The sequence below is a fragment of the Maritimibacter sp. genome (genome assembly GCF_016774595.1).
GTDB lineage: Bacteria > Pseudomonadota > Alphaproteobacteria > Rhodobacterales > Rhodobacteraceae > Maritimibacter > Maritimibacter alkaliphilus.
Genome location: NZ_JACBWT010000002.1, coordinates 995328 through 1016925 on the forward strand (window position 1 = coordinate 995328; position 21598 = coordinate 1016925).

The window sequence follows — 21598 nt, forward strand, 5'->3', positions numbered from 1 at the left end:
GCGGACGGTATGGCACAATTTTCGGTAAACGCGCGGCGTCTCGACCCCTACAAGAACTTCAAGTTCCGCGTGAAATGGGATGGCGACTACGTCGCCGGGGTGTCCAAGGTTTCCACCCTGAAGCGGTCGACCGAGGTCATCAAGCACCGCTCCGGCGGCGATCCATCGACCTCGTTCAAGGCGCCCGGACGCACGGAGTATGAGCCGATCACGCTGGAACAGGGGGTCACCCATGACCGCCGGTTCGAAGCCTGGGCGAACAAGGTCTGGGCTTATGGCACCAAGCCGGGGGGCGAGGTGTCGCTGGATGATTTCCGAAAGGACATCATCATCGAACTGATGAACGAGGCGGGGCAGGTCGTCATGACCTACAACGTGTTCCGGGCCTGGGTTTCGGAATACGAGGCGTTGCCGGACCTGGACGCGAATGCGAACGCGGTGGCCATCGCGAAAATCAAGCTGGAGCATGAAGGGTGGGCGCGTGACCGCGCGGTGGTCGAGCCGAAGGAGCCGACCTTCGCAACGCCATGACCCGACATGATCTGACTGCGGCCGATGTTCTGGACGCCTGGCGCATCGGTGATCCGGCCCCGCCCCATCTGCGTTTGGCGCGGTTGATGGCCGTGTTCGTGCCGGGCGAAACGCTCAGAACCGACACGCTGGGCGCGCGCAACCAGCGCGTGATCCGGCTGGGCCGCGCCCTTCTTGGCGATGCGCTGGAGGCCCGTCTGACCTGCCTGTCCTGCGGGACCGAGATCGAATTCGCGGTTCCCGAGGACGCGATCCTGTCTGCCCCGGTGCCGGGCCCGGACACGGTCGTCGCGGTCACCGTCGACGGTCAGGTCCATCGGTTCCGTGTGCCGACCATGGCCGATCTCGATGCCGCAGGGGATGCGCTGGACCTGACCCGGCGCTGTGCGCTGGACGATACGCCCTTTCCCGAGGCGGGTCTTCCCGCGCTGGAGGCGGCTTTCGCGTCCCACGATCCGGGGGGGGACATTCGCATCGACACGGCCTGTCCCGAATGCGGGGCCGAGACGGAGGCGAGCGTCGAACCGGCGGGCTTCGTCGCGGCGGGCATCGACCGGCTGTACCGCGCGCTCCTGACCGAAGTCGATTGTCTGGCGCGCGCCTATGGGTGGACCGAGGGCGAAGTCCTCTCGCTGCCGACCGACCGGCGGCGCGCCTATGTCGCCATGGTGACGGCCCGTGCGGCGCAGGCGCGGGTGCCGGGCCGGAGGGTCCTGGGATGAGCGGGTATTTCAACGCTTTGCAACGCGCGGCGACAGGTCGACCCGGCGACGCCGCGCCGCGCGTGCCGTCCCGGTTCGAAGGGGGCATCGACCGGGGTGGTCCGGACGGGATGCAGTTCACCGAGGAAGCGGACGAGGACATCGGACCGGACGCTACCTCGCCGCCTGCACGCAAGACGACGGCCGCCCACACGGCCGGGGAGGATGAAGGCCAAGTCCCGCCGCAGACCTTTACGCATGAGCCTAGCGACGTGACCGCGCCATCGGTTCGGACGGCGGAGACGGTTGCAGCTCCGGTGTCCCCGCAGGCAGTCGAAACTGAAGTGGTGCCGCAAGAGACATCAGTTCCGACAACGGCAGAGCAGGATGAACGGTGGACCGCCCCCGCGCCGCCAATGCCTGCGGCAGAGGCCGAAGCAGCACCGGAACCGAACAACCCGACCGAACCCGCACCCGCCGCGCAGGACGTCGCAAAACCGACCGAAGCCTCGGCTCCGCCGCGCGAAGAGCCGCACGCCCAAGACGAACCGACCCCGACCCACGAAACCGACGAGGGTGACCTGTTCACGGCCTTGCTCGAGCAGCTTGGAACGCTGTTCGTCCCCCCGGCTGCCGAGGATGTCAGCCCGGCCCCGTCGCCGCTGGCCGAGGCGCAGGCGGCCCCCGAACTCGTCATCGTCGAAATCGGACAGATCGATATTCGCCTGACCGATCCCGCCGCGAAACCCGGACCCGCGCGGACCCCGCGCCCGACGACGCATTCCCCCGTCGCGCTCGACGATTACCTCGAGACCCGGGGGCGGCGATGAGCGTGCCTTTCGCCGTCCCCGCCACGACCTTCGTCCTGAAGGGGCTGATCGAAGCGCGGTTGAAAACGACCTATGGCAGCCATACGCCGCCGCCGGTCACGATCGCGCCGCCGCCCCGCCCGGCGGCCACCAACGCAGTGAACGGCACGACGCCCGCCGAAGCGGCGGGGCTGATCCTCTACCTGTATCAGGCGGGACCGAATACCGCCTACCGCAACCAGTTCGAACCCCATGTGACCTCGCAGGGGGCACGGCTCGCCCCTTCGCCACTTGTCCTCGACCTCCACTACATGCTGGCGGCCACAGGATCGGGGCTGGAGCGTGAGGTGCTGCTCGGCACCGGCATGTTCGCGCTTCACAACGTCGGGATTTTGTCGCGCCCGCTGATCGCCTCGGTCCTTCATGGCGTCGCGGCCTCGGAGTCCGGCAGCTTCATGGATGGCCTTTACGCCGAGCCGCTCGACACGCCCGAAAGCCAGCCCGAGGAAATCTCGATCTCGCAGGAGCCGGTGGACGTGGATCAAGCCACGAAGCTCTGGTCTGCGCTTCAGTCCCCGCTTCGACCGTCCGCTTTCTACAAGGTTCAAGCGGTCTTCCTCGTGCCGGACGAGGCCTATCCCGACCCCAACACCGTGGACGAGGTGAATATCGCAGTGGTGCCGGACCCGGTTCGGGCAGACCAGGGGGGCGAAGCATGAGCGCCCTCGTGCCTCTCGCCGGGCGGCTGACCGCCGACGCGCTAACCGCATCGGCCAAGGGCGAGGCGCTTGCCGGTTTCGCGCCGCTTCATGCGGCATTGGAGGCGGGAGAGGGGGCGGCGCTGGCCGATCTTGCCGAGACCTTCGATCTGGCGCCGGGCGAAGTGGAACTCGTCGCCGTCCTTCTGGCCTGCGCGACCTCGGCCCCGGTCGCGCGCGAGGTGGCTGAGGCCGCGGGCGGTTTGAGCGGTTGCCCGGTCTGGCTGGCCAGCGCGTTGATCGGGGATCTCGGGCCCGAGGCGCTTTCCGCCAGCCACGCCCTGCGCCGCTTCGAGATCGTCGAGATGAGCGAGGGGGCGCGCGCGGCGGCGCGGCTGACGCTGGCTGACCCTGTGCTCGACCGTCTGATCGGCGCACCTGTGCGTGACACGCTCATCACGGCACGGATGTCTCCGGTCGGCGCGGGCCGGACCGGGGGCGCATTGGCTGGCTTGCGGGTGTGTCTGGCGCGGCGCGGGCCGGACGGGATGCCCCCCGTGGTGCTCGCCGGGGCGATCGAGACCGGGCGGGTGGCCGATGGGCTTTCCGGGCTGGGTCTCGACCCCTGGGTCCTGTCGGCCTCCGACATCCCCGACGATCCCGTTGCGCGGGATCGGCTTGCGCGGGTCTGGAGCCGCGAGGCCGCGCTCGACCGGCGGGCGTTGATCGTGCAGGCGGGCGAGGGCGCGCGCGCCGGACTGCAAGCCTTTTGCGACCGGATCGCGGGGCAGGTGGTCGTCACCGGGCCGGTTCATGCCAATGGGTTCACCCGTGCGGTGATGGTTCTGCCCGACAGCGCGCCGCGCCGGGCAGACGCGATGGTCTGGGCCGCCGCCCTCGGGCCAGAGCGGGCCGACCGGGTGGGATCGCGCGCTCTGGCCCGCGTGGCCGGGCATTTCGCGCTGGGCGATGCCGACATACGCACCGTGGTCGCGCGCGCGGGGGACGAGATCGACGCGGCCCAGGATGACGACGGCGCAGCGGCACGGCTCTGGCACCATGCGGCGCGGGCACATCAGGTGCGGCCCCTTCCGGGCACATCGCTGCGCGAGCCGGTCTTTACTTGGGACGACATCGTGCTCCCCCGCCAGATCGAGGGCGAGATGCGCCGGATCACCGCCCATGTACGCCATGCGACCGACGTGTTCGACGATTGGGGTTTCGGGCGCAGCATGGGGGGCCGGGGCCGGGGCGTCGCGGTTCTGTTCTCGGGCCTGTCGGGCACCGGCAAGACGATGGCCGCCGAGGTTCTGGCCAGCGCGCTCGACCTCAGGCTGATGGTGATCGACCTGAGCCAGATCATCTCGAAATACATCGGCGAGACGTCCAAGAATATTGCCGCCGCATTTGCCGAAGCCGAAAGGAGCGGCGCGGTCATGGTCTGGGACGAGGGCGATTCCGTCTGGGGTGCACGCGGGCAGGTGGGGTCGGCCACGGACCGGCACGTGAACGCTGAGACGGGCGACCTTCTGGCCCGGATCGAGGCGTTTCAGGGCTTTACCGTGGTCACGACGAACATGCGCGAGTCCATTGACCCCGCGTTTCGCCGCCGTTTCAGGTTCGCGTTGGATTTCCCGCTGCCGTCGGCCACCGAACGGCTGACGCTGTGGCAAAAGGCGTTTCCCCCGGCCGCGCCGACCGCCCGGATCAACCTTCACGCGCTGGCCGACCTGCCGCTTTCGGGCGGGGCCATTCGCAATGTCGCGCTCAAATCCGCCTTCGCGGCAGCGGATCAGGGCGGGGCGATCACCGAAACGATGATCGAAGCGGAACTGGCGGCGGAACTGGCGAAAGAGGGCAAGCCCGCCCCCGTCATCCGCTGGGGGGATATCGTGCAATGAGCGAGGCTCCCCTCACCATCCGCATCGGGCGACTGACCGTCCACGGCGCGTCGGGCATCGTGACACGGCGCGAGGCCGACCGCATCGCCGGGTGTCTGGCGCGCGATCTTGCTCCGGCGCTCTTGCAGGCGACGGCGGCGGGCCTGCCGCGTGACCCGGCGGTCGCTGCGGTGGCGGGCGCGGTGCGTTCGGCCCTGTCGCGTGCGGGCCTGAACCTGCCGGAGGGCGAGACATGAGCGGGCGGCGGATGGACCCGGTCGCGCGCCCCGTGCCGGCTAAGCCCCATGTGGCCCCCGCCGAGGTCCGATCCACGCCGCCGATCGCCGCATTCGCCCCGACCCGCGCGGGCGGCGGGCAGGCGATCGGGGCCGACCTGCGCGGACGGCTGGAGGCGGCGTTCGGACGGGATCTCGGGCATGTGCGCGTCCATGACGACGCGCGCGCCCATGATGCGGCGCGGGCCTTGGGCGCCAATGCCTTTGCGACCGGCTCGGACATCGTGTTCGGGGCCGGACGGTATCGCCCCGACACGCGCAGGGGCACGGCGCTGATCGCGCATGAGGTGGCGCATGTCGTGCAGCAGGCCAACCGTCCGCTCGCCAGCGGCGGGCCGACCCCGACGGACGGCGAAACACTGGCGCTCGAACGGGCCGCGGACGGCGCCGCCGCTGCCTTTGCCGCAGGGCGGCCCATGCCCGCGCTCGGCGCCGCGCACCCCGGCACGATCCAGCGCCAGCCGGAAGGTGAGGCCCCAGCGCCGATCACGGACAGCCCGGCAGCGCAGGCCCCCGTGCGTCTCCCGCCGGGGATGAAGGTGGTGCGCGACGTGCCTTTCGGCGATGGCCGTGACGAGCTGGTGGTGCAACTGGACAGCTTCGCCCTGCCGCTCGAAAAGGGCATCGGGCCTTGGGTCAAGGACGCGCACGACCTTGCGGGCGGCGCCGGGCGGCTGGTCTTCACGCCCCTTTTCAACGGCACCGATCCGGAGCGGGTTTCGGCGTTCAAGGAAGGCAGCGAGAAATACAAGAAGATCTGGCTGAACAACTTCGGCTTCTCCTCGGAAATGGCGCTGTCCGACGCGTTTCTGAAGGCGGGCGAGAGCGATCCGGTTGTGGCGACCGCGTTGAAGGCCAAGGGGGTGGACAAGACAGTCAGGAACCTCGGCAAAGGGCTTGGAAAATCCGGCTGCGACATCGACCACATCGTCGAGAAGCAGATGGGCGGCACATCGGTTCCCTCGAACCTTCAGATCCTCGATGCGACCAAGAACCGGGAGTCCGGCAGTAATACGTTCAACAAGCTACTGGAGGTCGTGGATGCGATCCGGGCGCCCGATATGCGCGGCAGCGAGGTGCGCAACATCCAGATCCGGCTTGGCCATGTGACCGTGCCCACGGGAACCGACGACCCGAGTTTCCATATCGAAGACATGCTGCGGGCGGGCCGGATCAAGGGCACGATGCCTGAAAGCGCGACCGCGGGCAGCCCTCTGGCTCTGGTGGCCGGGGGTGTGACCGAGGTGATCCGGGTGGCCGAAACCGGCGTCACGCCCATCGACAATTCCGCCAAGCGCCTGATCCCCGGTGTGCGGATCAAGTCCTACGAACGCGGTGCCGAGGGCGCATGGTCGAAGTCGGAAAAGGTCTCGGGGCGTCTGGATTCGCTCGCCAAGAAACGGTCGGGAGCGGACAGGCCGGAGGTCGACCTGATCGCCGAGATGGCCACCGGACCGGTGCCCGACAATGTCGCCGCAGGCGAGATGCGCAACCTCAGGCTGACGCCCGGCGCAAATGAAAAGATCGAGTTCTACTACCCCTATCTGTCGCCGGGATACCTGAGCTTCGCGCCGCTCGACGCGAAAGGCGGATTGAAGGCCAAAGGAACGATCAATTCGACCGTGCCGATGCTGAGCGACATCGCCGTGGAATATTCGGCGACACAGGACGGTGGCGAGAAACTGGCGGTCGTCGGCGCTCTTGGGAAAGACGCGCTGACGGCGCCCGGCAAGCTCTTTCGCTTCACCGAGGGGGCGCTGGCACTGGACCTGATGCCTGAGTTCGTGCCGCGCGGGTCCATCGGGTTCGAGATCGGGCCCGCCGAAAAACCCATCGCGACAGGCAAGCTTGAGGCGGGCCTGATCGGTGGGGCGTTCAACGTGACCGGATCGCTGGTTCCCGCGATGGGGCTTCCGGGGATCGACGCCGCCGAAGGCAACGTAAGCTACACCTCGGGCGCGGGCTGGGCCGGATCGCTCAAGGCCAAATCGTCGAAGATCAGAGGCGCGCGCGTCGACGCCGAGATCGGGTTTCGGGAGGGCGATGGCGGCATCGCCGTATTCGCTAGTGGCGGCCTGAGTTTCGGGCTTGGCGGCGCGTCGGTCGATATGAAACTGGACTACGCGGACGAACGGCTGGTCTACTCCGGCGGCGCGACGGTCACCGACCCTGTGCCGCTCGTGAAATCGGTCGCCTTGCACGGCACCTATTCCGAGGGCGAGGTCGTCCTGACCGGAAACGCCGGGGTCGAGGTCCGGGGCGTGAATGCAGGGCTGGAAATGACCTATCGCCGCAAGGACGGCGAAGCGGGCGCGTTCAGCGGGACCGGCACGACCCAGCTCAAGGCGGGCAAGGCGACCGGGACGATCACCGTGACGCTGCACCCGGATGGCGTCATCTCGGGCACGGGGCTGATCGCCTATCAACTCAACGATCACCTCCGCCCCGAACTCGGCGTCGAACTGGAGCGCAGCGGACGGGTGAAGCTGAAGGGCGGGGTGAGCGTGGACGACATTCCCCTAAGCCCGGCGTGGCCCAAGGATGGCAAGGCGCTGAACACCCTGTTCGAAGCCGGGGTCGAGATGCCGTTTCCGCTGCCGCCACCCCTGACCTTCATCAACGCGACGGCGGGGATCAGCGGCGCGGTGCGCTTCGGCTACCAGCTGGGCCCCATCGCGCTGAAAGAGGTGACGTTCGAGGGATCGTTCTATCCGTTCGAGGCCGAGATGGAGGTCAAGGCAGCCTTGAGCGGCAAGATCACGTTGCCGGGCTCTCTGAACCTCGAAGGCGTCGTCGAAGGGTCGATCGGGGCGGAACTTGCCAAGGGGGCCGTGGGGGTGAAGGGCAAGCTGGCGGTCGTGCCGGGACTGCATCTGAACCTCGATGCCTCCACGCCGTTTTCGGCCGATTACGACAAGGACGGGCTGGCCCTGTCCGTCGCCGCACAGGCGAAGCTGGCGATCACCGGAACCGTGGGGTTCGAAGCCGCGATCGAGGGCTATGCGGCCTACGGCCTGATGAGCCACGAGATCCGCGAAAAGTTCGCGGAATACGGTCCGGTGAACATCGGGCCTGAATTGACGCTGCATCTGGGCACGCTGTCGCGGGCGAAGGACGGCACCATCACGCCGCCCAGCCTGTCCGAAATCCGCATCGATCCCGCCATCGACCCCAAGGCGTTCATGAAACAGTTCACCGCCGAAGGCACCGGCCAGAACAAGGTCACGGTCACCGAAAAGGTGCCGGATGCGACCGAACGGCTCAAGCGTGGCCTGGAAGATGCGAAGGGCCGGGCGGTGGCCGGCCCCAGCGGCCTCGGCTTTTCGACGTTGGAGTAGCAGATGGTCGCGTTGTCCCAATCTCCCCGTGCGCTGAAAGGTGGCTTCGTCGTGATGGACGGCGACGGCAAGGCGGTGATCCGAACCATCGTGTTCCAGTTCAACCCCGACAGCCTGACGCGGCGACTGACGCCTGCGGGAGCGCAGTCCGGCGCAGAGGGAACCGCGGCGCTGCGCCTGACCGGCCCGCCGCAGGAAACCCTGACATTCGAGATCGAACTGGACGCGACCGACAGTTCGGTCGCCCCGGGCGGTCCCGTTCTGGCACCGGGCGAAGAAGGGATCACCGCCGATCTCGCCCTTCTCGAAGTGCTGATTTCGCCCAAGGTGGACGACATGGTGGCGGGGCATGAGATGGCGATGCGCGGGGCGTTGGAAATCCTGCCCCTGCCTTCTCCGCTGGTGCTTCTGGTGCTGGGGCCGAACCGGGTGCTGCCGGTCAGGATCACGGATGTGTCGGTGACCGAGGAAGCGTTCGACACCAACCTCGACCCGATCCGCGCGCGTCTGTCCATCGGCACCTCGGTTCTGACGGTGGACGATTTGGCATGGGGAACGAAGGGGGCCGAGCTTTACATGGCGGCGCTGGCGCGGCGCGAAAAGCGGGCTGAGGGGAAGGGCGGCGCATTGTCGGCGCTCGGCCTGTCGGGAACGCCATGAGGGGAGAGAGCGCATGAGCGATCCGGTTCTGCCGACCAGCCGTTACTACACCACGCCCGTTCGCATCGACGAAGGCGAAGGCGGGGATGGCGTGCCGTTTCTGGGCCGACGGATCATCCCCGCGCGTGATCGGTTCGTGCCTTTGGGCCATGTCGAACTTGCGGGCGACGAACGGATCGACGCCCTCGCGGCCGAGCGGATGGGCGACCCGCTGCTTTACTGGCGCATAGTGGATGCGGACGGGGCCGACGACCCGGCGCGTGTCACCTCCGAGCCGCGAAAACGGCTGATGCTGCCCTTGCCACTGGAGGCGTCCGGCGATGGCGACACTTAAGGGCGTCTCCCTCTCGCTCAGGATCGGGCCGCTCGCCACATCGCTCGCGCCCGAGCCTTTGATCGCGGCCTTGGAAAGCGCTGAAGTGACCGAGGCGACGGGGCGGCGGTCGGGATATCAGATCACCTTCACCTACGGAAAAACCTCGCCCATCGCGACGGAATTCCTTCCGTCCGGTATGCTCGATCCGATGAACCGCGTGATCCTCGTCACGACGCTCGACGGGGTGTCGCGGGTGCTTGCGGACGGGCCGATCAAGCGCCACGACATCACCGCCACGCGCCAGCCGGGGCAGAACCGCCTGACGCTGACGGGCGAGGATATCACGGGTTACATGGACCTGATCGACTTTACCGGGTTTCCGTTCCCGGCGATGCCGCCCTTCGCCCGCGTCGCGCTGATCGTCGCGAAATACGCGATGTATGGCGTCATCCCCATGGTGATCCCTTCGCCGTTCTCGGTGGTCGCGTCTCCCACCGAAAAGATCGCGCAGCAGCAGGGGTCGGACTTCGCCTATGTGTCCAAACTGGCCTCGGACGCGGGCTATGTCTTTTACATGAAGCCGGGGCCGGAGGTCGGGACCAACACCGCCTATTGGGGCCCCGAAGTGCGGGTGGGCACGGCACAACCGGCGCTGACGCTCGATTTCGACCAGATGTCCAACCTCGACGAGATGAGCTTCAGCGTCGATGCCAACGTCGCCGAGCTTGCCTTCGGGTTCGTGAAGGCCGGCAATTTCTCGGTTCCGGTCCCGGCGCCGCCGGTGGGCATATTGAAGCCGCCGCTGGCCGGGCGTCCGGTCGTGCCCGGCAAGACCCGGCTTCTGGAAACCGAACGGCTGAGTGCACCGGAGGTGGCCGGGATGATCCTGTCCGGCACCGCCAAGGGCGATCCGGTGCTGGCGAACGGAACCATCGACCTCGCGCGTTATGGCCAGCCGCTCAACGCCCGGCAACTGGTGGGCCTGCGCGGGGCCGGGCGGGCGCATGACGGGGTCTGGTATGTCTCATCCGTCACCCACTCGCTCACGCGCGGCGCATGGCGCCAGTCGTTCCAACTCGCCCGCGAGGGCCTGATGCCACAGAAAGAGACGGTGACCCCATGACCGACGGACCCAAGTATTTCGGCAAGTACCGCGCGACGGTTCTGAACAACATCGACCCGCAGAACCAGGGCCGGATCATGGTTCAACTCGGCGACAAGTATGGTGCGTTCCCGTCCACCTGGGCGATGCCCTCCTTTCCCTTCGCGGCCAAGGCGATGGCAGGGATGGTCGCGCTGCCGCAATTGGGCGCAGGCGTCTGGGTCGAGTTCGAGGCGGGCGATCCCGACTACCCGATCTGGTCGGGGGGCTTCTTCCCCGAGATCGGCGGTTTCCCGGCGCTGGCGCTGGCCGGTGCGTCTCCGGTGACGCCCAACATCCATTTCCAGACCACGACCGGAACATCGGTCACGCTGTCGGACAACCCCGCGCAGCAGGTCCTCATCAAGACCGCGACGGGGGCGCTCTTCATGATGGGGGCGGCGGGCACCACGATTTCGAACGGGCAGGGGGCGACCATCGTGATGTCCGGCCCTTCGGTCATCATCAACAACGGCGCGCTTGTCGTGACCTGAAGACGGGGGAAGGGAACATGCCGGGACCGATACTTCACGCCAACACGATCGCCACCTGCCCGCACGGGGGCACGCTGACGATCCTGCCGAAAAGCCCGCGGGTCACCGTGTCCGGGCAGCCGGTCGCGGTGCTGACCGACCCGGGGATGGTGGCGGGCTGCGCCTTCACCCTGCCCAACGGCAAGCCCCAGCCCTGCGTCACGACGCGCTGGATCGCGGCGTCCACGCGCGTCACTTCGCTGGGCCAGCCCGTGCTCATCAATCCGCTCTCGGCCCTGTGCCTGTCGGCCGAGCAGATCCCCGGCGGGCCGCCGATCATTTCCGGCTCGCAGACGCGGGTGGTCGCACAATGACCCGTCTGGCCTTTCCCTTCGGTCCCAGTGCCGAGGGCCGCGCGGCGACGCATATGCCGTGCAGCGCCGCCCATGTGCGCGACATGCTGCGGCACGTCATCCTGACGATGCCGGGCGAGCGGGTCATGCGGCCCGCCTTCGGCTCGCCCGTGCGGCAGATGCTGTTCTCCGGAGGTGGCGGGATCGCGACCGAGGCGCTGGCCGCCGCGCTGGAAGCCGGGCTTCAGCAGGAACTGGGGCACCTGATCGTGATCGAGCGCCTGAGCGCGACCTTCGACGGCGATGCGGCCAGGCTCGACGTGGACCTGGCCTATCGGCTGCGCGCGACCGGGGCCAGCGACACCCTGACCGTGTCGAAGGCGCTTCCATGATCGGCGCACGCTATACATGTTGCGACCCGGGGCGCCGGGCGGCGGTGGCGGCCGCCGAAGGTCTGACGGGTATCGACTATGTCGAGGTGGCGGTCGGGCGGACCGTGGCGGACCCGACGGAGATCCGCGTCAGACTGGTCTCGCCGCTCCCATTGCCCGGACCTGCGCTGACCGGCGAGAATTTCGCGATCACCGGGGGTGTGCGGTTCCCCGCACCCGTTGTAGCCCCGGCTGTCGAGGCGTTGAAGAACCACCAAAGCGTCCTTGGCTACCGCCTGACCCTGCCGGGCGGGCAACCCACCGATTTCTCGACCTATTCGCTCTCCATCGTCCGGGCGGCGGGCGCGCGCCGTCCCCCGGACGGCTTCGATCCGCGTCTCTCCTCGGTCGAGATTTCGTTCAAACGCGATTGCCCGACCGACTTCGATTGCGCGCCCGAGGGCGGCACCCCGCCGCAGAGTTTCGCCAACGAGGCGCTCATCATCGACCGCACCGCACGCGACTGGCCCGCGCTCCGGCGGCAGCTTCTGGACCGGATGGCCGAACTGGTGCCGGGGTTCGCGGGGGCCGAGGCCGCGGATTTCACGACCACGCTGGTCGAGGCGCTGGCCTATCGGCTCGATCAGCAAAGCTACCGGCTGGATTGGATCGGGACCGAAGCCTTGCCCACCACGGCCCGCGAGCCAAGGTCGCTGGTGCGTCACGCACGGCTGGTCGATTACGTCCCGCCGCAGGGGGCCAGCGCACGGGTGCCCGTTGCGGTGACGCTCGGCTCTGGCGGGCCGGAGGGCGCGGTGATGCCCGCCCGGACACCTGTGCTCGTCCGCCAAGGCGAAGCGCCGCCGGTGTTGGGGATCGGTGCCTATGCCGCGCGGCTTCAAGGCGGGGTGCCGGTGGTGTTCGAGACGTTGGCGGATCTGCCGCTCTGGTCGTGGCGCAACGCGATCGGGTTTCACAGGTGGTCCGATGACGCCTGCCTGTTGCCGCGCGGGGCGACGCAGGCGACGCTGGTCGATACCGGGGGCGGCGCCGGGCCGATCCGGGCGGGTGACCTGCTCGTTCTGGTCGAAACGGCGGCCCCGGACACCGGGCTTGCCGCCGATGCAGATCCGCAGCGTCGGCATATGGTGCGCGTGACCCGCGCCGAGCCAGAGGAAGACCTGCTCGACCCATCGTTGCGACTGGTCACCGTGACATGGGGGGCGGCAGACGCGCTCCCCTTCGATCTCGTGTTGTCGGCACGGCCCAACGGGGCGAACGCGGCGCGGGGGGCGGTGGCCTGCGCTGCGGTGCTGGGCAATGTGACGCTGGCCGATCACGGCGCATCGTTGCCGCCGCCGGAGCATCTGACCGACGTGGCGCAGAGTGTGACCTCGACGGCAGAAGCGACCTTGTCCGCGACCGCCGACAGCCTGCGCCCGGTCCTGACCCCGCTCGAGCCCGAGCCGGGGTTCGTCTGGCGCCCCAAGCTGGACCGGGCCGATCTGTCGCGGATCGCACCCGTGGACCTGACGGCGCCCCCCGACACCGCGCCCGCCGCCGCCCTGATGACGGTCACGCCCGAGGCGGCATTGCCCGCGCTCGACCTGCACGACGATTTCTCGATCTGGCGGGCGCGGCGCGATCTGGTGTCCGCGGGCGCGTTCGAGCGCGGCTTCGTGGTCGAGACGACCGTCGACGGGCGGGCGGCCCTGCGCTTCGGCGACGGCGTGAACGGGCTGGAACCTGCGCCGGGGTCGACGATCCGGGCAACGGCTAGGATCGGGGTCGGGACACGCGGGAACATCGGGCCGGGTGCGCTGGCGCATTGCGTATTACCTGTGCCTCTAGAAGGCGCGGCGATCACGATCACCAACCCGCTCGCGGCATCCGGCGGGGCCGATCCCGCCGATGCCGCCACGATCCGCGCCAGCGCGCCCGAGGCGTTCCGGGTGCAGGACCGGGCCATCACGCCCGAGGATTACGCCGAGGTCGCCATGCGCCACCCCGAGGTCGTCAACGCGACCGCCATAGCCCGCTGGACCGGCGCTTGGCAGACCATGCTGATTTATGTCGACCGCGCAGAGGGGCGACAGGTCGATCCGGGTTTCAGGCGCGAAGTCGAAGACTTCCTCGACCGCTACCGGATGATCGGCTGCGACGTGGCGGTCCGCGCTCCGCGTCCCGCGCCGCTCGACATCCACCTCGAGATCTGCGTGGCAGCATCGGCGCTGCGGTCCGAGGTAGCCGCCGCTGTGCGCACGGCGCTGCGGCCCACAGGCCCGACAGATGGCTCGCCCGGATTTTTCCATCCGGACCGGCTGACCTTCGGCACGCCGCTCTATCTGTCGGTGCTGGTGGCGACGGTGATGGCGGTCAAGGACGTCGCCAGCGTGACGCCGCGCCGCTTTCAACGTCTGGGCCGCCGCGATGCAGGCGAGTTGCGCGCCGGGGTCATCCGGCCCGCCGAAGCGGAAATCCTCGAACTGGCGGACGACCCGAATTTCCCTGAACGCGGGCGGCTGACCCTGAACATGGGAGGCGGACGATGACCGAGCGTTGCGCCTGTGGCGATATGGGCTGCGGTTGCTCCGATGGGGCGGCCACCTCGATTCCCGTGGGCGATCCGGTGGTCTTTCGCCACGGAGCCATCCGGGAGCGTATGGAGGACCGGATCGGTCGGGTGCGCATCGGCACCTCCGCCCCGCTCGCCCCGCTGACCACCCGCGACTCCGCCGACCCGGCCATCGCCCTCATCGACGCCTTCGCGGTCGGGTTGTCGAACCTTGCTTGGAACGCGAACCGCCTGTGGCAGGACGGTTGCCTGAGGCTGACGACCGACCGTGACGCGCTGGTCGCATTGGCCGGTTTGGTCGGCTATACGCCGCGCCCGGCGATCTCCGCTGTGACGACGCTCGCGTTGACGGTGGACGAGACCGAGGGGGCGCCAGACCGCGTGACCGTGCCGAGGGGCCTGAAATTCGCGACCGTGCCGGGGCAGGACGAGATGCCCGTGACCTTCGAGGCGGACGAGGACGTTTTGGCACTTCGCGCTTTCAACACCCTGTGGCCCCTGCGCACGCCCGAAATGCCTGTTGTGACCGTCGACACCGAAACGCTCGTGCTTGCGGGCACGGCGAGCGGCGTTCGCGCGGGTGACATCGTGGCCGCTCAGATCACGCCGTCCAACTGGCTGGTCGCAAGCGTGACCGAGGTCGAGCGACCCGCGCCGACGCCACTGGACGGCGACGTGCCGGGCGAGATGACGCCTGCGGTGGCCATCCTCACGCTGGGCAATCAGCGCCGCGTGATTGCCGAAGACGCGGCGGGCATCGGTGCCGACCCTTTGACGGTCGTGGTCCTCGGCGACAAGGCGACCGGGTTCGGCGCAAGCGCGCCCGACATCGCCCTGATGTCCGACGAGGTGCGCAAGGCAAAGGGCGACACGGGCGAGAAGGACGCGACCGAGTGGAAGAATTTCGTCCTGTCACGAGATGGGACCGCAACGGGCGGATCGGTGGATCTGAACGCGGCCTATGCCAAGGTCCGGGCCGAAGGGCTGGCGCTTTTCTCCTACCCCAACAAGGTCCGCATCGCGCAGGATGGCACGCCTTACCTTCCCGGCACCGACGGGCGGCGCCCCGAAGCCAACCCGGACGTGCCGGAGGGCTACGACGTTCACGCCCCCCGGCACGAACGGCTGACGCGCATCGCCTCGACCCGCGAGCGCGCACGCAGCGATTTCGCGATGGCCTCGGAGGTCACCGAGATCGCAGTCGAGGGTGTCGATCTGAGCACGGCGGAGTTCAGCTTCCGCGACCGGCTGCGCGACACCACGATCCGGCTCGAGACCGGGCGCGAAGCGATGGTGGTCGGCCTGAAGGACGAGGGGCTGCCGCGCGACGGCGCGCGTGACCGGATCGAGGTTCAGGGCGTTCTGGACGGCTTGTCACCGGGGCGGCGGATCATCCTCGAAGGCACGCTTTTCGGCACCGGTTCCCATGGCGCCGAAGTCGCGGTTCTGGCACGGGCCGAACCGGGGCCGGGGATGACGACGCTGGTGTTCACCGCGCCGCTCGCCAACACCTTCCACGCCGCCGGGCTGCGGCTGCGCGGCAATTGCGTGTCCGCGTCTCAGGGTGAAACCACGATTCCGGCGACCGAGACGCTGGGCACCGCGAATCCGGCCCGTACCCTGCAACGCTTCGCGCTGGGCACCGGGCCGCTGGCGCATGTGCCTGCGCCGGGCGCGCGCGGCTACGCCCCCGCGCTCGACATCCGCGTCGGGGGGCGGCTTTTCGATGAAAGCGACACGCTCCTCGGCAAGACCGGGGCGGACCGGACCTACCGCGTTCATCCGCCAAGGCCCGGTGGCCGCGGCACGTCCGGGGTGCAGTTCGCCGGACGATTGCCGGGCGGGGGGCAGGCGGTGACCGCGGCCTATCGCACCGGGGGCGGAATCGCGGGCAATGTGGATGCCGGGCGGATCGAAACGATCATGACGCCGGTTCTGGGCCTGAAATCCGCGACGAACCCGATCCCCGCGACCGGCGGGTCGGACCATGAGGGCATCGAAGACATCCGGGACGCGGCCCCCGCTTCGGTGCGGGCCTTGGACCGGGTCGTCTCGCGCGGGGATTATGAGGCCTTCGCGAGCGGCTATCGCGGTGTCGGAAAAGCGATGGCAACGGTGCTGCGCGACGGGATGCGCGAGGTCATGGTCATCACCATCGCGACGACCGAAATTGCGCCGCCCGTGACCGGCTCGGCCCTGCCCACCGATCTGGGCGCGGCATTGCGGGCCGCCGGACCGCCCGGACGGGCCATCAGGATCGAGGGTTTCGATGCGCTGGAGGTGTCCGTGACGCTCGCCCTTGCCCATGATCCCGCGCTGGACCGTGAAACGGTGGAGGCGGCGATCCGCGCCAAATTGGCACAAGCGTTTTCGCCCGCCGCACGCGCCTTTGGCGCCGCGCTCCACGCGTCCGAGGTTCTGGCCGTCGCGCAGGCCGTCGAGGGTGTGGTCGCGTTGCGGGTCGTCACGCTGACCTCGGCGGCGCCCGGCGGGTTCAGCCCGGCGCAGGCGCGGCTGCCCTGTCCGGTTCCCCGGTTCGAAGGGCGGTCGTTCCGGCGAGGCGGGCTGCTTTACCTCACCGCCGACACGATCACGTTCGAGGAGATGGTGCCATGACCTCCACCCGGTCCCCCGAGATCACGCAGGAGCGGCGCGACGATGTGGCGGCGCGGCTTTACGCCCTGCTTCCGGCCGACATCCGGGCCGAAGACGCGGCGCAGGGCCGGGCGCTCGAGGCATTCATCGCTGTCCTCGCGCAAGGCAGCGCCGAGATCGACCGCGAGCTTGATCGCTTCCATGACGCGCTGTTCGTCGAGACGGCCCCGGAGGACGCTTTGACCGAACTGGGCGCGCTGGTGGCGGCGGAACCGATGAACCCCTTGCCACAGGGTGCCGGCTGGAATGCGCGGGCATTCATCGCGAATACGATCCGCTATCGCCGTGGCAAGGGCACGGCGCGGGTTCTGGCCGCGCTGGCCGCCGATATCACGGGCGAAGGCGCTCAGGCGGTCGAGGTGTTCCGGCGGCTGGTCCGGTTGCAGCATCTGGCGGACCCGCGCGGCGATCGACCCGGCCTTGCCTCGCTTGTCGACGGCGAGACGCGGGCGCGGGCCGGCACGGCGCAGGATGCGCTGCCGCGTGTTTCGGACCTGCGGTCGATCTCGCGCGCCGGGGGGCGCGGCTTCGTGCCGTCGGTGGGGCTGCACCTTCTGCGCCCGGTTGTCCCGGTCTTCGCCGCCCCGGACACACGCGGCCTCGACCGTGATGCGTTGCCCGCCGTAGACGTCGCCGCGCTTCCCCCGATGCAGCCTTGGCCGGTGGGCGAACCTCCCACGCAAAAAGCCGGGTATTTTCAACTCGCGTCGATGCCGGGCGAACCGATCCGCCTGTTCAACCCCGACCGCCGCAGCGACGGGGATGAGGCGACGGGTGGCAGCGTTCGGCCCGAACGGATGCCCGACCGCCTGCGCCGCCTGCCGCTTCACAGCGAAACCGACGCCTTGCGCCGGGCCCATGCGAAAGGGGAGGTCGGGACACCTGTGGCGGGCCAGTGGTTCGACCCGCTGAACCCGGCTTTCACGCTGTTCATCCGGGCGAAGGGGCAGGCCACGTTTCGTCAGATCCCGGCGCGGGAGGTGCTGATCGCCAACTTCGACGAAGCGCCCGCAAAGCGTCCCGTCCCGGAGCGGGCTTACGACTGGGTGCGACCCGGCGAAACGGTCACCTCCACGGGTGCCGCGCCGATTTCCGCGGCCTTCGATCCGGTGACGGGGCGGCTCGTGCTGCCCGCGGGTGTCGAGGCGGATGAGGTGCGTGTCGCCTTTGCCACCGGGATCGGGCGGCCCATCGGGGCTGGACCGCATGAACGCAACGCCCCGGATGTGCCGTTCGAACTGGTGGACGGCGCGGGGCGAACCCATTTCATTCGCATTGTGGACGGGTCTCGTGCGAGCGAACCGGAGCCGGGCAAGGCCGTGCGCCGGGTCGAAACCCTGCAACAGGCTCTGGCCGATTGGAGCGCACATGGCGACCGGCCCGGCACCGTCGGGGTCATCGTGCTGGCCCGATCCGACCGCGATGCCCGCACCGCGAACCTGACGATCAAGACCCATCCCGGCACCGAACTGACGCTGGTCGCCGCCCAATGGCGACCGCAGGTGGCGCGTCCCGGCGTGCCGGTGGAGGCGAACCGCCACGGCTATCTCGTGCGGCGGGAGCGGATGTTCACGCTTGCCGCCGCCATTCAGGTCGAGCCAAGCCGCGCGCCCGGAACGACCCCTGCCGAAGCGGAAGAGATCGGGACACTCACGTTTGACGGGATCGCCTTCACGGGTGGCATCGCGACCGCGCCGCATTCCGTCAGCGCGCTCGCGCTGCGTTATTGCAGCATCCGGGTGAAACCGACGCGCGCCGCGCTGAATGTCCGGCCGGGTCAGCCGATTTCCGTGACCATCGAGGATTCGCTCGTAGACAATGTCCGCGTCTGGAGCTCCAGCAAATACGGCGATGCGCGTGGGAGCCGGCTCACGCTGCGGCGTTCCATCGTCGGCGGCACGCCGGAGATGTCGCTGCATATGAAAGCGCCTCAGGCCGACGTGACGATCTGCGACACGACGATCCTGGGCCATGTCGAGGTCGGCACGCTGGATGCGACGAATGCGATCTTTGCGGGAAGCCTGAAGGTGATCCGCCATCAGGTCGGCTGTATGCGGTATTCCTATTCCGCCACCGCGCAGGCGCTTCCGAAACGGTTCCGCTGCCAGCCCGACCTTGCGTTACAGGCGGCACGATCCGAGGGGCGGGTGTCGGCAGCACAGGCCGAGGCCATCGCGCTGGGACTGGCGCCCGTATTCTATGACACCGATCTTTGCGAACCGATGGTGGGGGTTCTGCATCCGTTGACCGACCCCGGCATCCGTGCGGGGGGCGAAGGGGACACGGAAATGGGGGCCTTTGCCCCGACCGGCACCCCGATCCGGCGCGCGAACCTGACCCGCGCGCTTGACAGTTACCTGCCCTTCGGCGCCGAAGCCGAGATTTTCGACGACAGCCTTTCCAGCTCCGCAATGTATTGGAGACATCGCCCATGACCATTCGCAACGATGCTTCGCGTCACCTGTTCCGGCCCGAGGACAAGCGCGCCCCGCGCCGGGTCGTCCCGCGTCAGGGTCAGGTGCTTCTGGACACCGACCTGTCGCACACCGCCGAGTTGCCGCTCTACCGGATCGAACGGGAGACGGCCGAGACGCTGGGCCCCGACGACCGGCTCTTGGTGACGGGGCGTGCGTTCGAGCCGCGCAAGTCGGGGCAGTCCATAGAGTTTTCGCGCGGCGCGGCCTATCTGGCCGGCACGCGGATCGAGAACCCCGACAATGTCACGCTTGACGGGCAGCCGAACCCTGTCGATTTGCAATCCGCCCCCGGCGATACCTTCGCCTATGTGCTCAAGACGGTGGAGCGTTACGTCGATCCGGTCGAGGACGCGGCCTATGCCGACAAGGCGCTTGGCGATGCCGAGGCCGCCGGACGCGCGATGCAGGACTGGCAGATCCTGATCCTGCCGCTGCCCGACAAGACGCAGTGCGCCAATCTTATGCACACCGATGTCTGGCGCGGGATGGCGAGCCATTCCACCGGGCGGCTTTCCGTCGATGTGGCCGCGGCGGCGACGGTGGCGGACCCCTGCACGATCCTGCCGGAGGGCGGTTTTTCCGGGCTTGAGAACCTGATGTACCGGGTGGAGGTGCATGGCGGCGAACCCGTGGCCGAACATGCGCCGGATGACGGGCGGGTTTACGGTCTGAAGGGGCTGAAGCTGAAAGTGTCCCGGCGCAATGCCTCGACCCTCGTGCGGATCGACGAGATGTCCGGGGCCGAACTGCGTGTGTCGCCGCCCGCCCGCGACCCGAGGACGTGGTTCGCGCCGGGCACCTATGCCGAGATCGTCACGCCGCAGGACGACATCGACCCGACCGCCGCGCAGGCGGTCGAGGGTGGGGCCGGGCGGCTCTTCGCGGTGACGCGCGCGACCGAGGATCGGGTGACGCTGGCCGCCACCCCTGCCGACATCGCGGCGACCGGGGCGCTGGGCAACGGCGACTGGTTCCTCAGGCTCTGGGACCGGATGCCGGACGGTGCGGGCGTGGTCGTTGTCGAAGATATCGACAGTGACGGGCGGTCCAAGCCGCTGGACATCGGGCTCGGCCTGTCGCTGATCCTTGGCGGGGGCGAGGATGCGGTGTTCCGGCGCGGCGATTTCTGGACCTTCACCGCGCGGGCGGACGGCAGTATCGACTGGCCCGAAGGCGCGTTCGAGGTGCCGCACGGCCCTTGGCGCAAGTATGCGCCGATCGGGATCTTCGGAAGTGGCCACCCCGACTTCAAGGTCGAGGATTGCCGGATCATCCTTCCGACCCTGTCCGACCGGATACTGGCCTATCAAGGCGGTGACGGCCAAAGCCTGTTTCCCGAGACCGAGGATAGGTTCCAGCCCTTGCCGGGCAAGCTGCGCCTTGCCGTGATGCGCGGCGAGCGCCCGGTGCCGGGTGCCCGGATCGAATGGTCGTCGGTCGACGATTTCTCGGCCGGACAGATCGAAGGTCAGGGGATCAAGCCCTCGGACCCGGCGGTGACCTATGCCGATGAACAGGGGCGGGTGGAGGTGACATGGAGCCTCGATATCGGGGCTGCGGAAAAACCGCACGGCTTGCGCGCCACATTGGACGGCGGCGCGGAGCCGGGCCAGTCGGTGATGTTCACCGCCGATGTGAACACCGCCGCCCGCACGCTCTACCGTAACGACGATGCCGTGTGCCCGGACCTGAAAGGTCTGCGCACGGTGCAGGATGCCATCGACGCCCTATGTCAGCGCGCGGACGCCGCGCCGGACCTCCCCCGCGTCATCGCGGTGAACTGGCCCAACGACGGGTTCGTCACGATCAAGGATTTCATGGACGACGGCCTTCGGTTCACCTTCAACGAGCGGCTCGACCGCAACTGCGTCGAAGCGCAATACGCGTGCTGGGTGAAACTCGTGATGGCGAACGACGCCGCCCAAGGCACCGGCGCGCCCCCGATGCTCGAAGTCGTCATGGTCGGGGAACTCGCCTTTCTGAAAAAGAAGGACGAGGAGACGAATGAAAAGATCGACCGCCACGTTCTGATCTGGACGCCCAAGGCGGACGCGGCGAACCTTGAAAGCGTCATGAAAGAGGCCGGGTTCGAATGGGTCGCCGGGACCAATTCGTTCCGCGTGCTCGTGCAACTCGACGCCTCCACCATCTATGCCAGCGACAAGGCCGGGACGGCGCCCCGGCATATGAACGGGTCGGTGTCGACCGAACTCACCGGAAGCCCTGCGCGGCACGGCTTCCGGCTCGACGAGGACGGAAACATCGCGGCAGGCGATGCGGCGACGAGCTGCGATTTCAAAAGCTGGTTCTATCTGACCGAGTAG

Annotated in this window: 17 protein-coding genes; all 17 read left to right on the top strand. The window is 68.6% G+C overall.

Going from position 1 to position 21598, the window contains the following annotated elements; all coding sequences use genetic code 11:
* The first annotated feature begins 9 nt into the window (after positions 1 to 9).
* Genes HOY44_RS16075 through HOY44_RS16155 form a run of 17 tightly spaced genes read left to right on the top strand, consistent with a single transcriptional unit; the run spans position 10 to position 21598 of the window.
* On the top strand, positions 10 to 531 hold the full coding sequence (locus tag HOY44_RS16075) for a phage tail protein (RefSeq protein ID WP_008330013.1): 522 nt from the start codon (positions 10 to 12) through the stop codon (positions 529 to 531).
* Positions 528 to 1253, top strand: coding sequence for a hypothetical protein (locus HOY44_RS16080; RefSeq protein ID WP_287436031.1), 726 nt, complete (start codon positions 528 to 530; stop codon positions 1251 to 1253). The genes HOY44_RS16075 and HOY44_RS16080 overlap by 4 nt, the downstream gene beginning before the upstream one ends.
* Complete coding sequence (locus tag HOY44_RS16085; protein WP_287436033.1) at positions 1250 to 2062, top strand: hypothetical protein; 813 nt, start codon at positions 1250 to 1252, stop codon at positions 2060 to 2062. Before HOY44_RS16080 ends, HOY44_RS16085 begins: the two co-directional genes overlap by 4 nt.
* Entirely contained in the window at positions 2059 to 2760 is a 702-nt protein-coding gene (locus HOY44_RS16090; protein WP_287436035.1) for a Pvc16 family protein, read from the top strand. The genes HOY44_RS16085 and HOY44_RS16090 overlap by 4 nt, the downstream gene beginning before the upstream one ends.
* Positions 2757 to 4640, top strand: coding sequence for an ATP-binding protein (locus tag HOY44_RS16095; RefSeq protein WP_287436037.1), 1884 nt, complete (start codon positions 2757 to 2759; stop codon positions 4638 to 4640). Before HOY44_RS16090 ends, HOY44_RS16095 begins: the two co-directional genes overlap by 4 nt.
* The gene (locus HOY44_RS16100) at positions 4637 to 4876 is read left to right on the top strand and encodes a hypothetical protein (RefSeq protein ID WP_287436039.1); all 240 of its coding nucleotides are present in this window, start codon (positions 4637 to 4639) and stop codon (positions 4874 to 4876) included. The genes HOY44_RS16095 and HOY44_RS16100 overlap by 4 nt, the downstream gene beginning before the upstream one ends.
* Positions 4873 to 8253, top strand: a complete 3381-nt coding sequence (locus tag HOY44_RS16105; RefSeq protein WP_287436040.1) for an eCIS core domain-containing protein — start codon at positions 4873 to 4875, stop codon at positions 8251 to 8253. The genes HOY44_RS16100 and HOY44_RS16105 overlap by 4 nt, the downstream gene beginning before the upstream one ends.
* Before the next feature lie 3 nt (positions 8254 to 8256).
* Positions 8257 to 8913 carry a hypothetical protein gene (locus HOY44_RS16110; RefSeq protein WP_008329999.1) on the top strand — a complete coding sequence of 219 codons (657 nt, stop codon included), beginning with the start codon at positions 8257 to 8259 and terminating at the stop codon, positions 8911 to 8913.
* Between the two features lie 13 nt (positions 8914 to 8926).
* Complete coding sequence (locus HOY44_RS16115; protein ID WP_287436043.1) at positions 8927 to 9247, top strand: hypothetical protein; 321 nt, start codon at positions 8927 to 8929, stop codon at positions 9245 to 9247.
* Positions 9234 to 10352, top strand: coding sequence for a hypothetical protein (locus tag HOY44_RS16120; protein ID WP_287436045.1), 1119 nt, complete (start codon positions 9234 to 9236; stop codon positions 10350 to 10352). Before HOY44_RS16115 ends, HOY44_RS16120 begins: the two co-directional genes overlap by 14 nt.
* Positions 10349 to 10864 (top strand): phage baseplate assembly protein V, encoded by a 516-nt coding sequence (locus HOY44_RS16125; RefSeq protein ID WP_008329988.1) that lies wholly within the window; start codon positions 10349 to 10351, stop codon positions 10862 to 10864. Before HOY44_RS16120 ends, HOY44_RS16125 begins: the two co-directional genes overlap by 4 nt.
* Positions 10865 to 10881: 17 nt before the next feature.
* The gene (locus HOY44_RS16130; RefSeq protein ID WP_287436048.1) at positions 10882 to 11217 is read left to right on the top strand and encodes a hypothetical protein; all 336 of its coding nucleotides are present in this window, start codon (positions 10882 to 10884) and stop codon (positions 11215 to 11217) included.
* Positions 11214 to 11588 carry a GPW/gp25 family protein gene (locus HOY44_RS16135; protein WP_287436050.1) on the top strand — a complete coding sequence of 125 codons (375 nt, stop codon included), beginning with the start codon at positions 11214 to 11216 and terminating at the stop codon, positions 11586 to 11588. The genes HOY44_RS16130 and HOY44_RS16135 overlap by 4 nt, the downstream gene beginning before the upstream one ends.
* On the top strand, positions 11585 to 14119 hold the full coding sequence (locus tag HOY44_RS16140) for a baseplate J/gp47 family protein (RefSeq protein WP_287436052.1): 2535 nt from the start codon (positions 11585 to 11587) through the stop codon (positions 14117 to 14119). The genes HOY44_RS16135 and HOY44_RS16140 overlap by 4 nt, the downstream gene beginning before the upstream one ends.
* Complete coding sequence (locus tag HOY44_RS16145) at positions 14116 to 16758, top strand: baseplate J/gp47 family protein (RefSeq protein ID WP_287436054.1); 2643 nt, start codon at positions 14116 to 14118, stop codon at positions 16756 to 16758. Before HOY44_RS16140 ends, HOY44_RS16145 begins: the two co-directional genes overlap by 4 nt.
* The gene (locus tag HOY44_RS16150; RefSeq protein ID WP_287436056.1) at positions 16755 to 19232 is read left to right on the top strand and encodes a hypothetical protein; all 2478 of its coding nucleotides are present in this window, start codon (positions 16755 to 16757) and stop codon (positions 19230 to 19232) included. Before HOY44_RS16145 ends, HOY44_RS16150 begins: the two co-directional genes overlap by 4 nt.
* The gene (locus HOY44_RS16155; protein ID WP_287436058.1) at positions 19229 to 21598 is read left to right on the top strand and encodes a DUF6519 domain-containing protein; all 2370 of its coding nucleotides are present in this window, start codon (positions 19229 to 19231) and stop codon (positions 21596 to 21598) included. The genes HOY44_RS16150 and HOY44_RS16155 overlap by 4 nt, the downstream gene beginning before the upstream one ends.

What these genes read in the sequence shown, in the direction of transcription:
- HOY44_RS16075 (WP_008330013.1), top strand. Translation starts at nt 10, where the DNA reads ATGGCACAATTTTCGGTAAACGCGCGGCGTCTCGACCCCTACAAGAAC.
- HOY44_RS16080 (WP_287436031.1), top strand. Translation starts at nt 528, where the DNA reads ATGACCCGACATGATCTGACTGCGGCCGATGTTCTGGACGCCTGGCGC.
- HOY44_RS16085 (WP_287436033.1), top strand. Translation starts at nt 1,250, where the DNA reads ATGAGCGGGTATTTCAACGCTTTGCAACGCGCGGCGACAGGTCGACCC.
- HOY44_RS16090 (WP_287436035.1), top strand. Translation starts at nt 2,059, where the DNA reads ATGAGCGTGCCTTTCGCCGTCCCCGCCACGACCTTCGTCCTGAAGGGG.
- HOY44_RS16095 (WP_287436037.1), top strand. Translation starts at nt 2,757, where the DNA reads ATGAGCGCCCTCGTGCCTCTCGCCGGGCGGCTGACCGCCGACGCGCTA.
- HOY44_RS16100 (WP_287436039.1), top strand. Translation starts at nt 4,637, where the DNA reads ATGAGCGAGGCTCCCCTCACCATCCGCATCGGGCGACTGACCGTCCAC.
- HOY44_RS16105 (WP_287436040.1), top strand. Translation starts at nt 4,873, where the DNA reads ATGAGCGGGCGGCGGATGGACCCGGTCGCGCGCCCCGTGCCGGCTAAG.
- HOY44_RS16110 (WP_008329999.1), top strand. Translation starts at nt 8,257, where the DNA reads ATGGTCGCGTTGTCCCAATCTCCCCGTGCGCTGAAAGGTGGCTTCGTC.
- HOY44_RS16115 (WP_287436043.1), top strand. Translation starts at nt 8,927, where the DNA reads ATGAGCGATCCGGTTCTGCCGACCAGCCGTTACTACACCACGCCCGTT.
- HOY44_RS16120 (WP_287436045.1), top strand. Translation starts at nt 9,234, where the DNA reads ATGGCGACACTTAAGGGCGTCTCCCTCTCGCTCAGGATCGGGCCGCTC.
- HOY44_RS16125 (WP_008329988.1), top strand. Translation starts at nt 10,349, where the DNA reads ATGACCGACGGACCCAAGTATTTCGGCAAGTACCGCGCGACGGTTCTG.
- HOY44_RS16130 (WP_287436048.1), top strand. Translation starts at nt 10,882, where the DNA reads ATGCCGGGACCGATACTTCACGCCAACACGATCGCCACCTGCCCGCAC.
- HOY44_RS16135 (WP_287436050.1), top strand. Translation starts at nt 11,214, where the DNA reads ATGACCCGTCTGGCCTTTCCCTTCGGTCCCAGTGCCGAGGGCCGCGCG.
- HOY44_RS16140 (WP_287436052.1), top strand. Translation starts at nt 11,585, where the DNA reads ATGATCGGCGCACGCTATACATGTTGCGACCCGGGGCGCCGGGCGGCG.
- HOY44_RS16145 (WP_287436054.1), top strand. Translation starts at nt 14,116, where the DNA reads ATGACCGAGCGTTGCGCCTGTGGCGATATGGGCTGCGGTTGCTCCGAT.
- HOY44_RS16150 (WP_287436056.1), top strand. Translation starts at nt 16,755, where the DNA reads ATGACCTCCACCCGGTCCCCCGAGATCACGCAGGAGCGGCGCGACGAT.
- HOY44_RS16155 (WP_287436058.1), top strand. Translation starts at nt 19,229, where the DNA reads ATGACCATTCGCAACGATGCTTCGCGTCACCTGTTCCGGCCCGAGGAC.